Source organism: Rhodovastum atsumiense (genome assembly GCF_937425535.1).
Taxonomy (GTDB): domain Bacteria; phylum Pseudomonadota; class Alphaproteobacteria; order Acetobacterales; family Acetobacteraceae; genus Rhodovastum; species Rhodovastum atsumiense.
In genome coordinates this window covers 4,693,914-4,709,796 of record NZ_OW485601.1, presented here as the reverse complement: position 1 = coordinate 4,709,796, position 15,883 = coordinate 4,693,914, and the positions used below count along the sequence as shown (strand labels likewise).

The 15,883-nt window shown below is 66.0% G+C and carries 16 protein-coding genes; 11 read left to right on the top strand and 5 right to left on the bottom strand.

All coding sequences use genetic code 11. The annotated features are described in order from the left end of the window. Positions 1-337: 337 nt before the first annotated feature. The 9 genes from NBY65_RS21245 to NBY65_RS21205 all read left to right on the top strand — a co-directional run bounded on the left by NBY65_RS21245 (position 338) and on the right by NBY65_RS21205 (position 9,802). Positions 338-2,326: a TonB-dependent receptor plug domain-containing protein gene (locus NBY65_RS21245; protein WP_150039620.1), complete on the top strand. Its 1,989-nt coding sequence runs from the start codon at positions 338-340 to the stop codon at positions 2,324-2,326. 216 nt (positions 2,327-2,542) lie between these two features. After that, positions 2,543-2,938, top strand: coding sequence for a hypothetical protein (locus NBY65_RS21240; protein ID WP_150039619.1), 396 nt, complete (start codon positions 2,543-2,545; stop codon positions 2,936-2,938). A 129-nt stretch (positions 2,939-3,067) separates the two neighbouring features. Further along, a complete protein-coding gene (locus NBY65_RS21235; protein ID WP_150039618.1) occupies positions 3,068-3,373 on the top strand; it encodes a hypothetical protein in 306 nt (101 codons plus the stop codon). 282 nt (positions 3,374-3,655) lie between these two features. Next, positions 3,656-3,904, top strand: a complete 249-nt coding sequence (locus tag NBY65_RS21230; RefSeq protein WP_150039617.1) for a hypothetical protein — start codon at positions 3,656-3,658, stop codon at positions 3,902-3,904. Between the two features lie 330 nt (positions 3,905-4,234). Then, positions 4,235-4,828 carry a hypothetical protein gene (locus NBY65_RS21225; protein ID WP_150039616.1) on the top strand — a complete coding sequence of 198 codons (594 nt, stop codon included), beginning with the start codon at positions 4,235-4,237 and terminating at the stop codon, positions 4,826-4,828. 352 nt (positions 4,829-5,180) lie between these two features. Next, entirely contained in the window at positions 5,181-7,604 is a 2,424-nt protein-coding gene (locus NBY65_RS21220) for a DMSO/selenate family reductase complex A subunit (RefSeq protein WP_150039615.1), read from the top strand. Positions 7,605-7,616: 12 nt separating this feature from the next. Next, on the top strand, positions 7,617-8,237 hold the full coding sequence (locus tag NBY65_RS21215) for a DMSO/selenate family reductase complex B subunit (protein WP_150039614.1): 621 nt from the start codon (positions 7,617-7,619) through the stop codon (positions 8,235-8,237). 2 nt (positions 8,238-8,239) lie between these two features. Continuing rightward, positions 8,240-9,118, top strand: coding sequence for a dimethyl sulfoxide reductase anchor subunit family protein (locus NBY65_RS21210; RefSeq protein ID WP_150039613.1), 879 nt, complete (start codon positions 8,240-8,242; stop codon positions 9,116-9,118). Positions 9,119-9,142: 24 nt separating this feature from the next. Further along, a complete protein-coding gene (locus tag NBY65_RS21205; protein ID WP_150039612.1) occupies positions 9,143-9,802 on the top strand; it encodes a TorD/DmsD family molecular chaperone in 660 nt (219 codons plus the stop codon). 73 nt (positions 9,803-9,875) lie between these two features. On the opposite strand, the gene NBY65_RS21200 is transcribed toward NBY65_RS21205, so the two are convergent. The 3 genes from NBY65_RS21200 to NBY65_RS21190 all read right to left on the bottom strand — a co-directional run bounded on the left by NBY65_RS21200 (position 9,876) and on the right by NBY65_RS21190 (position 11,693). After that, positions 9,876-10,094, bottom strand: a complete 219-nt coding sequence (locus NBY65_RS21200) for a hypothetical protein (protein ID WP_150039611.1) — start codon at positions 10,092-10,094, stop codon at positions 9,876-9,878. Between the two features lie 135 nt (positions 10,095-10,229). Then, positions 10,230-11,159, bottom strand: coding sequence for a 3-hydroxybutyryl-CoA dehydrogenase (locus NBY65_RS21195; RefSeq protein WP_150039610.1), 930 nt, complete (start codon positions 11,157-11,159; stop codon positions 10,230-10,232). A 318-nt stretch (positions 11,160-11,477) separates the two neighbouring features. After that, a complete protein-coding gene (locus NBY65_RS21190) occupies positions 11,478-11,693 on the bottom strand; it encodes a hypothetical protein (RefSeq protein WP_150039609.1) in 216 nt (71 codons plus the stop codon). Between the two features lie 464 nt (positions 11,694-12,157). Between NBY65_RS21190 and NBY65_RS21185 the strand changes: the two genes are divergently transcribed. Then, on the top strand, positions 12,158-12,301 hold the full coding sequence (locus NBY65_RS21185; RefSeq protein WP_162530446.1) for a hypothetical protein: 144 nt from the start codon (positions 12,158-12,160) through the stop codon (positions 12,299-12,301). Between the two features lie 9 nt (positions 12,302-12,310). On the opposite strand, the gene NBY65_RS21180 is transcribed toward NBY65_RS21185, so the two are convergent. Beyond that, a complete protein-coding gene (locus NBY65_RS21180) occupies positions 12,311-13,135 on the bottom strand; it encodes a PilZ domain-containing protein (RefSeq protein WP_150039608.1) in 825 nt (274 codons plus the stop codon). 304 nt (positions 13,136-13,439) lie between these two features. After that, the gene (locus tag NBY65_RS21175) at positions 13,440-14,315 is read right to left on the bottom strand and encodes a glutamate racemase (RefSeq protein WP_150039607.1); all 876 of its coding nucleotides are present in this window, start codon (positions 14,313-14,315) and stop codon (positions 13,440-13,442) included. A 622-nt stretch (positions 14,316-14,937) separates the two neighbouring features. On the opposite strand from NBY65_RS21175, the gene NBY65_RS21170 reads away from it, so the two are divergent. Further along, positions 14,938-15,873 (top strand): GNAT family N-acetyltransferase, encoded by a 936-nt coding sequence (locus NBY65_RS21170; RefSeq protein ID WP_150039606.1) that lies wholly within the window; start codon positions 14,938-14,940, stop codon positions 15,871-15,873. The last annotated feature ends 10 nt before the right edge of the window (positions 15,874-15,883 follow it).

The following is a 15,883-nucleotide window of genomic DNA, read 5'->3' as shown; positions in this document are numbered from 1 at the left end:
AATCCGCCCATGGACGCTGAGCCCCCGGCGGTTTTCGCCCCTGGGTTGCCACAACGGCGCCCCTGGGCATCCGTAATATTTGTGCTGTTGAAATAAAGTCACACTCAGGAAGAACGACGCAACCGCGCCACATCTCATAAACAAAAACCAAATTGGTGAAATTTTCCTCGCATTCTGCAATTCAAAATGCCTATGTCATTCGCCGTTATAGTGAATATTTAGGCGCAATCTAAACCCAAGATTGCGAAAATTGACATGGTGTTCCGTGCGGACATTCCCTGATCGATGCGCGCCGCGGCGCCATGCCGTCATCGGGTGCCCACCGCCACGCAAGGTCGTGTCGGCGCTGCTGCTCGCGCTGGCCGCCGGCACCCCCCTGCCCGCCGCCGCCCAGGAGCTCGATCGCGGTGCGCTGGAGCAGCTCTTCGGCGAGCCGGTCACCACCGCCGCCACCGGCAAGCCGCAGCGCGCGAGCGACGTGCCGGCGAACATGGACATCATCACGCGCGACGACATCCGCCGCTCGGGCGCGGGCAACATTCCGGAATTGCTGCGCTTCGTCACCGGCATCGACCTGCGGCGCAGCAGCTTCGCCGATGTCAGCGTGGCGATCCGCGGCAACAACCAGCCGCAGAACGGCCGGTTGCTGGTGCTGCTCAACGGCAGGCAGGTCTATCGCGACGACTACGGCTCGGTCACCTGGCAGACCATCCCGGTGGAGATGGAGGAAATCCGGCAGATCGAGGTGGTCAAGGGACCGGCCTCCGCCCTGTTCGGCTTCAACGCGGTCAGCGGCGTGATCAACATCGTCACCTATGATCCGCTGCAGGACCCGGTGAACGTCCTTGCCGCCCGCACCGGCACCCAGAGCCTCGCCGCGGGCACCGCCATCACCACGGTGCGCGCCTTCGACCGCCTGGGGCTGCGCGTGTCGGCGGGCGGCTATCTGGCGAAGGAATACGACAGGAGCGCGTTGCAGAGCGGCATCGCGGGCCAGCCTCTGTCGCCCCGGCGCGGCGTGCTCAGCGCCGACAGCAAGGTCCGCGTCGCCCCCGGCGTCGAGGTCGGGCTCTATGCCTCGGACACCAGCGCGCAGAATCTCGCCTTCTCCCCCTACGGCATGCTCAGCGCCAATTACTATCGTACCAATGCAGTGCGGGGTTACGTGCAGGCAGACACGCCGATCGGCCTGCTCGATCTCAATGCCTACCGCAACGAGTTGCGCTTCCGCTCGTCCACCAGCGCGATCGCCTGGAACAACGTGGTTTACGTGGTCCAGGCCAGCGACCTGGTGAAGCTCGGCACCGACCACGCGGTGCGCCTCGGCGTCGAGTACCGCAACAACAGCGTCGATTCCGGCTTCGTGCCGGGGGGCGGGTCGTTCGGCGGAGCGGTCGGCTACCAGGTCGTTGCCGGCTCCGCCATGTGGGACTGGCAAATCACGCCGACGCTGTCGCTGACCAACGCCGTCCGGCTCGATCACCTGATGCTGAACAAAAACGGCAACACCACCAGCACCGGCTTCACCTCCGCCTGGTACAACGACATCAGCTTCACGGCGGTCAGCTACAATTCCGGCCTGGTCTACAGGGTGACGGAACTCGACACGGTGCGGCTGACCACCGCCCGCGGCGTCCAGGCCCCGAGCCTGCTGATCCTTGGCGCCACCAACGGCGGCAATCCCGGGGCAACCCCCGCCGTGGTCACCAACTACGAGCTCAGCCACGACCGCAGCCTGCCATTCCTTGGCGCCACGCTGCGTAACTCGATCTTCTACCAGCGCACCGAGGATATCCTGAGCACCGTCTTCGGCGGGCCAACCATCCTCGCGCCGAACGGGCGATCCGCGACGGTGGCGGGCAATATCGGCGCGAGCGACGAGATCGGCTGGGAGATCGGCCTCAAGGGCCGCTCGGAATCGGGCCTGCACTGGAATGTCAGCTACGCGCTGACCTCGGTCACCGACCACACCACGGTCAACAAGGGTCCGCAGCCGAACAGCATCATCGACTACCAGCGTGGCACGCCGGTGCACAACGTCATCGTCGGCGGCGGCTATGCCATCGGCAAGTGGGAATTCGACCTGCAGGCCCGCTGGCAATCGCGCTTCCGCGACTACGCGCCCACCGACGGCATCGGACGCAGCCTGCGACCGGTGATCGTCGCCGATTACCTCACCGCGAACGCCCGCATCGGCTACGCCGTGACCGAGACCCTGACCCTCGCTCTTGCCGTTGCGCAGCTTAACCAGAGCCGGATCGTGCAGACGGCCGGCGGGGTTCCGGTGGAACGGCGCGTCCTGCTCAGCGCCACCGCCCGGTTCTGACAGGCTGCCGCCCACGATGATGCGTCGCGACGACCATCACAATCCCTTGCGCATGAAAACAGAGTATTGCAGCCTCCAAACAATTTATGTTCTGGTTCGCGATAGAGGAACATTCCGGATACCATGAATATTGACAGGCTGATCGGCGGCAACATGAGGATTGAGCATGGTCGGGTCGATGGCTTGCTCGAGCCATTGTCGACCGCATCCTGTGACATGCGACCCCTCGCTGACACCCTGCTTGCAAAACTGAATGTCGCCACGGCCGCCGATAGTGGCCTGGACGAGGCCATCGGCATCTACTTTGGCTGGCGACGCCGGAAATCATGGTTCGGCCGCAATTACTGGGTCGATCCCAATGGTCTCGCCACGCGACGCCTGCCGAAATGGACCAGTGACTTCCATGAAGCGCTGGCGCTGCTGCCGGCAGATCTCAATGTCGATGTCAGCTTCCACCCCGACGGCCGGCTGACGCTCCACAGCCACCAGGACAATCAGGCACCGCGCCGGATCTCCGACACCGCCACCCCGGCCATCAGCATCTGCATCGAGGCGATCCGGCTGCGGGAAGCCGCACGCACCCCCCAGGTCCCCGCCGCCGCCCTGGCCTGAGCGCCCTTCCCTGCGGACGGGCGCGACGGGTTAGCCCCGAATAAGACATCTAATCTCGAAAATATTATCGAATTCTCATCTTGTGACGCTCATGATGTATCCGCCAAATCCGAAAAACGGGAGCGTCAGATGCTGGTAAGTATCAAAAGCTACCAAGTCGCGAACGATCCCTCGGCGGAGTTCACCCGCAACCTCAAGGGAAAGCTGGCCCGGCAGCTGCAGTCCACCCCTGGGTTCCAGGCGATGTACATGGTCACCGACCGGGATGGCCACCTGACCACGATATCGCTGTTCGACGACCAGGACGTGGCGCTGGCCGCCGGGGAGCCGATGTACGAGGTCATCGACGCGGGCTTCGATGCCCAGGCCGCCACCTCGCCCATCGAGACGACCGGCCAGACCGTCCTGTGCATCCACGGGCCGGCCAATATCTAGCCTTTCAATCTCACCGGACGCGCCCGCCCCTCGCGTGATTCGGAACAGCGTATCGGGGACTGGTACCGGCATCACGGCGCGACGGCGTGATCCGCCGCGCCGTAGCGGCAGCAGCCATGACGCCAGCCTCCGACGCGACCGAATGCCCGGGCCAAGCGCCTAATTTTTGCGCAACCCCGCCCGGCATTGCCCCATTGGCTCAAAGAATAGCCAGATCTTGACCAGCCAGGCGACCTGCAGCACATTCCCGTGCAGACATGATGTCGTAAGGGGCATGGCCGCATGCCGTCAGAAGACCGCCTCTCCGCCGGCGACGCGACAGCCAGCGCCGTAACCGGCATCCTCCGTGCCTGGCTTGAACACATCGAGGACGGTGGCGTGCGCGCCGCCTTCATCGGCGAGGCCGACACCGACGTCGCGCCGCGCCCACCCGCCATCAAGGTGTGCGCCTCGGCAGACGAAGCCAGGAACTGGGTCGAAGGCCAGGCCGAGGCTTTCGGCGTGGACGTCGCCTGGACCGACGGCGCCTAGGGCATCATCCGACCGAACGGGTCTGCGCGTCGGATAGAGATGCCTGCCCAAACAAAGAGCCAGAGCATTTCCCGTGAGCCAATGCGAACGGTAAATGCTCCAGGGCGTGACGCGCCCACCTGAACAGACCAGAAAACAAGCAGAAATAATTGCGCGCCCATCCGGCGATTATCAGGGCATGCCCGATAGGCTAATCTGCATGAGCCGGCAGAAGCTCATGAAGGGCACGAAGCCGTACGCCGCATCATCTGGGGGAGACATGTCCAAACATCATATTCCTGGTCCGAAGCCATGGTCTTTGCGCAACCCTGTCGCCGCAGGAGCCGGACCATGACCACGACACCACCGACCGGGCTGCGCAGCTTTGAGAACGAACGGCCAAGCCGCACCGCCAGCGAGAAGACCGGCGCGGTGGAGCCGCAATCACATGCCCCGACAGACAAGCAGGCGCATCGTGCCGAGCTGGAAAAAACCCGCGCGCTCGGCCCCCAGCCCACTGTCGCCAGCGGAGAACTGGTGCCGCCGCTGCCGCTCTCCGACGCGGAGCTGATGGCCGAGGCCGGGCGTGCCTGCACACGCCAGGAAGACGGTTTCGTGCCGATCCAGACCGAGGCCGTGGACGGCCGGGCGCCATGGCAGGCCGAATCGCTGAAAGGCAGCGCCGCCGCGCTTGCAAGTGGGGGCTTCGTCGTCATCCGGCCGGCCGGCGGCCCGGAAGGCGGCTGGGAGACGGTGTTGCTGACCAATGAGGGGCCTGACGGGATCAGCAGCCATGTCCTGCTGTCCCGGCGCTCCCGGCGGGCCATGAACTTCGTCACGCGCCCTGAGACGGAAACGGCACTCCGTCCCGTCCTGGCCGCTGGCGGCGAGTTGCCGGATGAATGGTGCTGGTCATCGCCGCTGCACGATCCGGACGAAACCTGACGTTCCGGCTCTCCGGGACCTTCCCGGAGAGCCACCGCGGCGAGGGATCGCCGCCACGCAGGGCGGGCCTTCGCCGGCCGCAAGGCCGCTCCCGACACATTTGTTCTCACCTGTGCTTTCGTGCCCGTGTGGACCGACGCGGCAACGAGCCGCGCGCGGGCGGGATGTCGCGCCAGACACATGACATCGCAGTTTCAGGGATTACGAAGCACGCGGCCAGGAATGTCCTGTAAGGAACTGTATCAACGGCTGCACAACCGTCGCGCTTTTCAATCGATTGATATGCGTCAAGGCCCGTTGCGCCAATGGGTCTAATTTTGATCGGCAATATATCAACCTGAAAGGCATTGTTATGCAGCATTCGCATGTGCCCCAGCCAGGTGAAATCAAGCGGCGCGCGGCCATGAAACTTTGCGCCGCCCTGGGAGGACTTGGAGCATTGGGAAGCGGAACCGGGGTATTGCAGGCCGCCCCGGCCGCCGGAACCCCCGGCCCGGCCGGTGGGCGGATCGTCACCACCACCTGCACCGTGAACTGCGGCAGTCGCTGCGTGCTGCGCGCCAATGTCGCGGACGGCGCGATCACCCGCATCGATACCGATGCCTCCGGCGATGACACCTATGGCATGCACCAGGTGCGTGCCTGCCTGCGCGGCCGCTCCATGCGCAAGAAGGTCTACGCCCCCGACCGGCTAAAATACCCGATGATCCGCACCGGCAAGCGCGGCGAGGCGCGTTTCCGCCGCGTCTCCTGGGACGAGGCGCTCGATACCATCGCCGCGAAGATGCAGGACATCCGCCAGCGCCACGGCAACGAGGCGTTCTACCTCAATTACGCGACCGGCGCCCTGGGCGGGCTGATGTCGAAATGCTGGCCGCCGGGCATGACACCGGTGGCGCGGCTGATGAATTGCTGGGGTGGCTACCTGAACCACTACAACACGTACAGCACCGGCCAGATCACCACCGGGATGCCCTATCTCTACGGCATCAATCTCGGCAACGCCGCCTCCGACATGGCCAATTCCAAGCTCGTGGTCATGTTCGGCAACAATCCCGCGGCGACGCGCATGAGCGGCGGCGGCATCATCTACGACGTGCTGACGGCGCGGAAGCGCAGCGATGTCCGCCTGATCGTGGTCGATCCCACCTTCACCGACACCGCGGCGATCGCCGACGAGTGGATCCCGATCCGCCCCGGCACCGACGCCGCCCTGGTCGCAGCCATCGCGCATGTGCTGATCGAGGAGCGGATGCTCGACCAGTCCTTCCTCGATACCTATTGCGTCGGCTTCGATGACGCGCACATGCCGGACGGCATTCCGCCCAATTCCTCCTACAAGGCCTATGTGCTGGGCCAGGGACCGGACGGCCAGGCCAAGACGCCCGCCTGGGCGGCGCCGATCTGCGGCATCCCGCCCGAGACGATCATCCGGCTGGCCCGCCAGATCGGCCAGGCCAGGCCCTGCTGCATCAGCCAGGGCTGGGGACCGCAGCGCCATGCCAATGGCGAGGATGCCTGCCGCGCCATCGCGCTGCTCGCGGTGCTGACCGGCAATGTCGGCATCCCGGGCGGCAACACCGGCGCGCGCGAGGGCTCTTTCAGCCTGCCCATCACCCTGTTCCCGACCCTGACCAACCCGGTCAAGGACGCGATCTCGGTGTTCACGTGGACCGACGCCATCCTGCGTGGCCCGGAGATGACCGCACTGCGCGACGGCGTGCGCGGCACCGACCGGCTGAAGGCCCCGATCAAGTTCATCTGGAACTACGCCGGCAACACCCTGGTCAACCAGCACTCCGACATCAACCGCACCGCGGAGATCCTCGCCGACGACACCAAGTGCGAGATGATCGTGGTGATCGACAACTTCATGACACCGAGCGCGCGCTTCGCCGACGTGCTGCTGCCCGGCACCACCAACCTGGAGGAGGACGACTTCGCGCCCTCCGAGGCCGCCAGCGAGATGGCCTATGCGATCTTCGCGCAGCGGGTCATCGAGCCGCTGTTCGAATGCCGCGACATCTACGACATCTGCGCCGACCTCGCCGGCCGGCTCGGGGTGCGGGAACGCTTCACCGAGGGGCGCACGCGCACCGAGTGGCTGCAGTACCTGCTCGACGATTCCCGCAAGAAGCTGCCGGACCTGCCCGCCACGCTGGAGGAAGCGTGGAAACTGGGCATCTTCAAGGTCCGCAATCCGAATCCGCCGCTGGTCGCGCTGAAAGCCTTCCGCGACGACCCGAAGGCCAATCCCCTGGCCACGCCGTCCGGCAAGATCGAGATCTTCTCGAAGCGCCTGTGGGACATCGGTCATAAGTGGGAGCTGCCGCCGGGCGACCGCATTCCCGCCCTGCCGGAATTCACCCACGAACCGGAAGGCTATCTCAGCCCGAAGCGGCAGGACTTCCCGCTGCAGCTGGTGACCTTCCACTACAAGCAGCGCACCCACTCGACCTACGGGAACATTCCCTGGCTCAAGGAAGTCGCGCCGCAGCAATTGTGGATCAACCCGGTCGATGCGCAGGCGCGCGGGCTGCGCCACGGCGAGACGGCGCGCGTCTTCAACGAGCGCGGCACCAGCCTGATCCAGGTGAAGGTGACGCCACGGGTCATGCCCGGCGTGGTGCTGCTGCCCGAAGGCGCCTGGTACACCCCCGACGCCACGGGACGCGACCGCGCCGGCAGCCCGAACGTGCTGACCTCCCAGCACCCGAGCCCGCTGGCCAAGGGCAATCCGCAGCATGCCAGCCTCGTCCAGGTCGCCAGGGCGTAAGGAACCCGCGCCATGATCAAGCATCCGGCGTTTCACATCGACGTGGCGACCTGCACGGGCTGCAAGACCTGCATGATCGCCTGCAAGGACAAGAACGACCTGCCCGAGGGCGTTAAATGGCGCCGCGTCTCCGAATACAGCGGCGGCGACTGGGTCGCGCGCGCCGACGGCACCTTCACCCAGAGCGTCTTCGCCTACTACCTGTCGATCTCCTGCAATCACTGCGACGACCCGATCTGCGTGCGCAACTGCCCGACCACGGCGATGCACAAGGACGCCAACGGCATCGTCAGCGTCGACGCCTCCAAGTGCATCGGCTGCCGCTACTGCGAATGGGCCTGCCCCTATCGCGCGCCGCAGTTCAACGCGGCGCTGGGGGTGATGACCAAATGCGATTTCTGCAAGGACCGCCTGGAACAGGGCGAGAAGCCGGCCTGCGTCGCCGCCTGCCCGGCCCGCTCCCTTACCTTCGGGGAACGCGAGGAGCTGGAACGGCAATGGGGTGAGTCCGTGCCGATCGCGCCATTGCCCGATCCCGCCATCACCCGGCCGAACCTGCTGGTCTCGCCCGGACGGACCGCGCGGCCACTGGGCTCGAAATCCGGCAGGATCGCCAATCCGGAGGAAGTCTAGCCATGTATACGGAAGACTGGCCGCTCGTGGTCTTCACCCTGCTGGTCCAGACGGCGGCGGGGATGGCGGTGGTCGGCGAACTCGCGCGCCTCGCCGGCGGCCCCGGCGCACGGCGCCTGCTGGCGCAGCGGGAAATCGTCGCCCTGGTGCTCGGCGGCATCGGGCTGGCCTTCTCCTTCGCCCATCTGGGCACCCCGGCGCACAGCCCCTTCGCCCTGCTCAATCTCGGGCAATCCTGGCTGAGCCGCGAAATCCTGTGCACCGGGGCCTTCCTCGCCTGCCTCGCCGGCCTGACGCTGGCCCGTCGGTCCGAGGGCCTCGCCGGCCTGGCCGGGCCGCTCGCGCTGCTGGCCGGACTCTCCGGCCTGGCCAGCGTCTTCGCGATGAGCAAGGTGTACGCCATCGTCACCGTGCCGGCCTGGAATTCACCGGCGACGCTGCTCAACTTCGCCGGATCGGCGCTGCTGCTTGGCACCATCGCCATTGGTGCGCTGGTCTCGCTGCACTGGGCCCGCGCCACCGGGCTGGAACTGGGCGCGCCGCTGCTGCGCGTGACCACCGTGCTGCTGCTGGCCCTGGGGCTGGGGCTGGCGGCGAAGGTGGTCGAGATCCCGATGAGCCTGATCGCCGGCGCGGAGACGAATGCCCGCGGCATCTCGGCGCTGTCGGTGGTACTGGGGGATGGGCTGGGGCTGTTCGCGCTGCGGCTGGTGCTGCTGGTCGCCGGCGTGGCGCTGTTCGCCCAGGGGGCCATCCTCAAGCTGCGCAACGGCATGGCGATGGTGCCGATGCTCGGCGCCTGCGCCTTCCTGGTCACCCTGGCGGGAGAGGCGCTCGGACGGCTCGCCTTCTTCCGCATGCACGTGCTCTTCGGCCTGTAGCCGGGCCCGCACCGGAGCGGAACGATGACCGACGCGAACACCCTGTTCGCCCATGGCGCCGCCTGCGGCTTCCTGGCGCGACTGCTCCGCCCCGGCTGCGACCGGGCCCTGCTGCACCGCTGCGCGCAGGACCACATCGCCGAAACCTGGCCACCCGGCACTACGGGCGAGGCAGGCCGCACGGGGCTTGCCCTGCTGGGGCAGGCGCTCGCCTCCCTGGACACGATCACGCTGGAAGCGATCGAGCACGACAACACGCGGCTGTTCCTTGGGCCGGAGGCGCCGGTGCCGATGTGGGAATCGGTGTGGACGACCGAGGAACGGCTGCTGTTCGCCGATTGCACCCATGCGGTCGCGGCCGCCTTCACCGCGGCCGGGCTGGCGCCGCCCGGCGCATGGCGTGAACCCGCAGACCACCTGGCTTTCGAACTCGCCTTCCTCGCGACCCTGCTGACCCGCGCCGGGCAGGCAACCGCGGAGGGCGAACCGGAGCGGGCGCGGCACGACGTCGCCACCGCGGCAGCATTCTTCGCGCAGCATCCGGACCGGTGGGCAAGGTCATGCCTGCACGAGATCAATAAACGGGCAGATACGGATTTTTATCGGGGCGTGGCATTGCTGGGCATCGATACCCTGGACGCCCTGCAGGCCCTCCTCGCCTGCGCGCAAGACGAGAAAAAATAAGGCCAGGGCTCTGCCCTGGACCCGGCAGGGGCCATAAGGCCCCTGCACCCCAAAAGCGCTGCGCGGCATACCATCAGCGGTCCCGGCGCAGCCGACGGGCGAGCAGTTCCGCCTGGAACGACATCAACGACGTCGCCAGGAACCAGGGAACGGTGATCCAGCCCGTCGCCAGGAACCCCGGCGCATTGTCACAGGCCCGCAGCAGGGCGGCGCGGTAACGCACCCTGTCCTCGTCCTCGGGCGTGACGATGCGAATGACCTGCCCGGCCGCCTTGTCCGTAAGCCTCGCCATGCTGACCTCCGCAGAAGAAGAAGGAATCCCGGCAACAGGCCCGGTTGCCTGTTGCCTCGTCCACCACAGCACCGCCAGGACGGCCGGCACGCCCTGCCCCCGCTTGCGACGGGCAACGTGACGGACGAAGATAGCCTAGCGTGTCGGCCGCGGGGGATGCTGCGAGTAGTCATAGAACCCGCGCCCGGTCTTGCGCCCGAGCCAGCCGGCCTCGACGTATTTCACCAGCAGCGGGCAGGGCCGGTACTTGCTGTCGGACAATCCGTCATACAGGACCTGCATGATCGACAGGCAGGTATCCAGCCCGATGAAGTCGGCCAGCTCCAGTGGCCCCATCGGATGGTTGGTGCCCAGCTTCATGCCGCTGTCGATCGAGTTCACATGGCCGACGCCCTCGTACAGGGCATAGACCGCCTCGTTGATCATCGGCACCAGGATGCGGTTGACGATGAAGGCAGGGAAATCCTCGGCCACCGCCGTGGTCTTGCCCAGCCGGTGCGCGAGCGCCATCACCGCCTGGAAGGTCGGCTCGTCGGTGGCGATGCCGCGGATGATCTCCACCAGCTTCATGACCGGTACCGGGTTCATGAAGTGCATGCCGATGAACTTCTCGGGCCGGTCGGTCACCGCGGCCAGCCGCGTGATCGAGATCGACGACGTGTTGGAAGCCACCATCGCCGAGGGCTTCAGATGCGGCACGAGCTGCAGGAAGATCGCCTTCTTCACCTCTTCCCGCTCGGTCGCCGCCTCGATGACGATGTCGCAATCGTCGAACGCGGCGTAGTCGCCGCTGGCCGTGATGCGCGCCAGCGCCGCCGCCTTGTCCTCGGCGCTGATCAGGTTCTTGTGCACCTGCCGGTCGAGATTGCGGCTGATGGTGGCGATGGCCTTGTCCAGGGCCTCGGGCTTGGCATCCAGCATCACCACCGGCAGCCCCGCGACGGCGCAGACATGGGCAATGCCATTGCCCATCTGGCCGGCGCCGATCACGCCAACACTGGCGATGACGGGCGAGTCAAGCAAGACATCAGCAGGAGCAGGCGCAGTTTTCACGTCCACATTCATCAATGTCACTCCAATGGTAAAACAGGACAAGCGCTCTCTTCTACAGCATTGACATTATGCTGCGATCGTCAGCGGCGATGACTTGCAGTCAGACCACGATTGCGATGCGAAAAGGCGTTTTCGCTTGATCGTTTACCTTTGGATACCTGGACGACGGCCGCCCTCGTGATTCGCCCGGTTGATGCCCCGCGCCGGCACACCGCCCCCCGAAGGAACGGCATCGGGCACCCCACAGCCCGGGCACCCGCGCGCAGGCAGACCACCTGCCCCTACGGGCCCGCCCATGCAGGTCGCCCGCGGCGACCCTGGACGGATGCATCAATCGACGAGGACGATCCGTGCCCGGCGACGCGCCAAAAGATCGAGGCCCGCCTCGTCCTGCGCGATCAGCGTCGTGGCTTTCCTTGCCGTCGCCAGCGGCGGCATTGCCTCGTGTCGGCGCCTGAGCGCAGGCTTGCGTGGACAGTATCCAAAAGGTTCGCTCGCCCAGCGGTGCCCATGAACCAGACCGTCATCATATCCCGCTTCATTCATCTCCCCCCTCCAAGGCGTGTCACCGCCGTTTTGTGAAGATACTGACACCAAAGTCCAAGCAACGGCCAAGTCAGGAAATATTTAATGAACGGCAGAAGAATGCATTGAAAAGTAAAACTCCGCGTATGAAAGTTGTTGCGCGAGCGACAACCGTTTTTGTAAAATTGCAAATCCGGTAAATAACCGGGCGTTGCCGCTGCCGCGGAACGCCACCGGCCGCGCCCTGGAATTCGCAGCCACTCCTCGGATTCACGCGGGCCTGTGGCTTAGCAGTACAGTGGTGTGCGTCATCCCCCCCTGGCAGCCCCTGCATTATAACGGTTATATAACGTTTTGATTGCTTGCGGCGGCGCTATTTCCCCCGCAAATTGAATGCCATGCAGCTACGATATCGCATGCCGTGTGACATCCGGTGTCGACGTGAACCAGGCTGTTGCCTGGACGAAGCCGCCCGCCTTCGCCGCATGGCCTCGCATCCCGGGGACCCGCTGATCCGCGATATCCTGCTGCAACTGGCCGACGAGTACGAGGCCGTGGCGCGCGAAGGCGGGGATGTCGCTGGCGAAAGCAACAGCCCAGCCGCCGCCCCCGGTTCCGCCCCCGGGTGACGGGGGTGATCAGTCGGCCACGGCCAGGCGCTGGCGGTCATGGAAATCCCAGAACGACTTCTGGGTCTCTTCGTCCATATGGTCGAAGCCCAGCCGGAGCAGGCCCTCGGCATGGGCGACCACATGGCCCGGCAAGGTCAGGCCGTTCTCCAGGCGCAGCGTCACATGGCTGTCCTTCCTCAGTGCCCCCGCCGCCCCTGCCTGCAGCCGCACCGCGGCCCCACCACAGGAGACGTTGACCATCTGCCCGTGCCGCACCAGCCCGGCCTCGTCGCGGATCTCGGCGGACCCGCCGCAGGGAAACCGCCTGCCATGGCGGGTCGGGCGCTCCTGCCTCTTTGCCGTCCGCCATATCAACCATCCCAGCCCCAGCATGACCGCCCCGCCGATGGCGCCACCCCGCAGATAGAAGCCGACATCGAACCGTGGCAGCCCGCCTCCCACATCGGCCTGTGTCTTGCCTGCCCCCTCCTGGAAGTGGACCCGCCGCCCGGCCTTGAGCTCGGCGAGGAGTTGCTCCGTCGCCTCCAGCAGGGTCCCGATCGCCTGGTCCCAGTCCGCCGCCGGCCGCGCGCCTTGCGGCTCCCCGTGGGGATCATGCTCCCCGCCAGCGGCCGCCGCGATGGCATCGCCGGCGCGCAGAGCATCCCGGCCCCGCATGTCGCCCGCGGACAGCGACGGGTCCGCCTTGATCGCGGCCGTCAGCGCCGCCACCGCGACGTGCAGGTCGCGACGCGCCTGCGCGAGTCTGGCGCGGGCCCCCACGGACGCCTGGGCGGGATCGGGCGTCAGCGTCTGGCGGGCGACGCTTTCCAGCAGTGCCGCCGCCCGCACGCGAGTGGCCAGGGATTCAAGATAATCCAGGGATCCCGGAGGGGCAGCAAAAACCGCTGCGGGTACCCAAACCCCCATCATGACGATGGCCACCAGGAAAAATCCGCGCACGCGCAACATGGGACGTTCGCTCGGCATTATTTGCGAATTCAAAACTAATGCATCAGCAATAATTGCTGATGTGTTTTGTTTTCCTGTAGTAAATATGCAGTGTTTTCAGACACAGTGTCAATGAAGACGCATCGGCTCCGAATGCCACCTGATCCCCACCAATCACATGGCAGCATCGGACGGAAAGCTCAGGTCACGAAGCAGCCCGGTATGGCGCGTTCCCCGGGCGCACCGGCGCCAGGCCGCGGAAGGTCACTGTCTCGCCATAGAAACGGCTGGCCATCAGCGAAACCCGCTCGGCCGAACCGGTGGTGTAGAAGCGCACCGGCCGTGCCCCGATCGCATCAAGATCGGGATGGCGCCGCAGATAAGCGGCCAGGCTGCGCGCGGTGATGTCCGGCTGGGAGAGGATTTCCACACCCGGCAGCGCCTCGGTGAAACAGGGCTGTGCCAGCGGGTAATGCGTGCAGCCGAGCAGGGCGGCATCCGGCACCACGCCCCCCAGGCGCTGCATCAGCTCCGCCGCATAGCCGCGCACCGCGGCGCGGACCGCCTCGGCGGGGGCGGCCCCTTCGATCAGCGGCACCAGCGCCGGACAGGCCTGCTGCACCACCGTGATCTCCGGCGCGCGCTTGCCGATCTCGTGCACGAAGGCACCGCTCTCGACCGTGTGCCGGGTCGCGAACACGGCGATGGTGCGGGGCTCGCCGCGGTGCCGCCCGGCTTCCACCGTCGCCTGCCACGGCATGCCGGTGATGGCCTCGACCATCGGCACCAGCACGCCGATCACCCGGCGGTCCGGATGGGCGCGCGGCAGCCAGGTCTGCTGCAACCGGCGCAAACCGATGGCCGCGGCCGTGTTGCAGGCCACCACCACCAGCCGGCACCCCTGCGCGAACAGCCGCTCCAGCGAGGCGAGCGTGAGCTGGTAGATGTCATCGGGCGCCCGATCGCCATAAGGCGCATGCGCGTGGTCGCCAAGATAGACGAACGCGCGGTCGGGCAGCTCACGCACCAGCGCGCGCAGCACCGTCAGCCCGCCATGTCCGGAATCGAAAACGCCGATCATCGCCTGTCCCGCGCAACCCGGGCGCGTTCATGCAACGCCCGGCACAGCGGCGGAAGCGATGATGCGTCGTGGCTGGTCAGCCTGCGGGCAAGGTCGCGCGAGGCCGGCAAAAGGCCACGCCACAGATTGTCGCGACAGGCGATTATCCCCCGATGACATCGGCATCGAATCGCAAGCAAATCGAACAAAAATCTATCTTTAGTTACAAATCAGCGCTGGAAAATCGCCTCCTGGCAACGGTTTCTCAATTATAGCGTGCAGTGGAATCGTCAACACCAGCACAAGTGATCGCCATCACCTCAATGGGTTTGTTACGAAAACACCACGCGCCGTAAATATTCCATCGTACTACGAAGCGACTGCCCCGGTTTCGCCCACGCCCCCAGGCAGCGCCAGCCCGTTTCCGTGACGGAGGGTTCCAGTGGAGTTACGGTATCAGGTCAGAACGGTGGACAACCTGGACGCCTTCAGATCCATACGCCACGACTGGGATATACTCATTAATAATTCCGGGGATTATTCCTTCACCCAGACTTATCAATATTGTGCGATGGCGGCAGAACATGTCTTCGCCGGCGGTGGAACCGTAGCTGTCCTGTTGGTGTACCAGGATCATCAATTGATGGTTCTCTGGCCTCTTGCCATCCACCGCAAGGGTCCACTGCGGATCGCCCGTGTGCTCACCTGCGGCACCGGCGACGAGTACGGTGGCCCGCTGCTGCACGAAGCGGCGGGGCGGCCGGTCATCGAGCGGATGCTCGAGGCCGTGACGCACCTGCCCGCCGAGGTGCTGCAGGTCCAGGTGCGGCAGGGCACGCTGCTGCAGCAATGCCTGGAAGCGGCGCAGCCGCGGCTGTTGCTGTGGCTGCTGCGCGGGCTCGGCGCCGCCACCGGCTATGTCATCCGCCTGCGCGACGTCCCCCGCTGGGAGGATTTCCTGGCCAGCCTGTCGTCGAACGACCGCGGCAATCTGCGGCGCCGGCGCCGGCTGCTGGAAGCCAGAGGCCAGGTCGAGATCGGCTGGTGCACCACGCCCGGGGACGCCGAGGCGATGCTGACCTGGCTGTTCACCACCAAGCGCGAATGGGCCGAGGATCGCGGCATCCACACCCGCTATCCGCTCGACGACCGGATCAGGGACTTCTTCATCGCGCTGTCGCGCCAGCTCGACCTGGCCACGACCCCCTTCATCACCTTCGTCAAGGTCGACGGCATGCCGGTCGCGGCGTCGCTGAACCTGATCGGGGGCCACAGCCTCGAAGGCTTCGTCACGACCTATGACGAGGCCTTCGCCCGCTATTCGGTGGGCACCCTGCTGCTGGAATTCCTGGCGCACTGGGCCCATGCCAATGGTCGCGACCTCGACATGCGGCCGGCCTTCGGCCACTACAAATCCCGCTGGGCCACGCACGAAGAGCAGTACCGGACGCTGTTCGTCTTCCCTTCCGCCCGCGGCCGGCTGATCCGGATTCCCTATGTCTTCTTCCGGGTGCTGAAGGCCCTGCGCGGGCGCATCAACGAACGCAAGCCGGCGCTGCGGCCGGCACCGGCTTCCTGAGCGGGGCAGG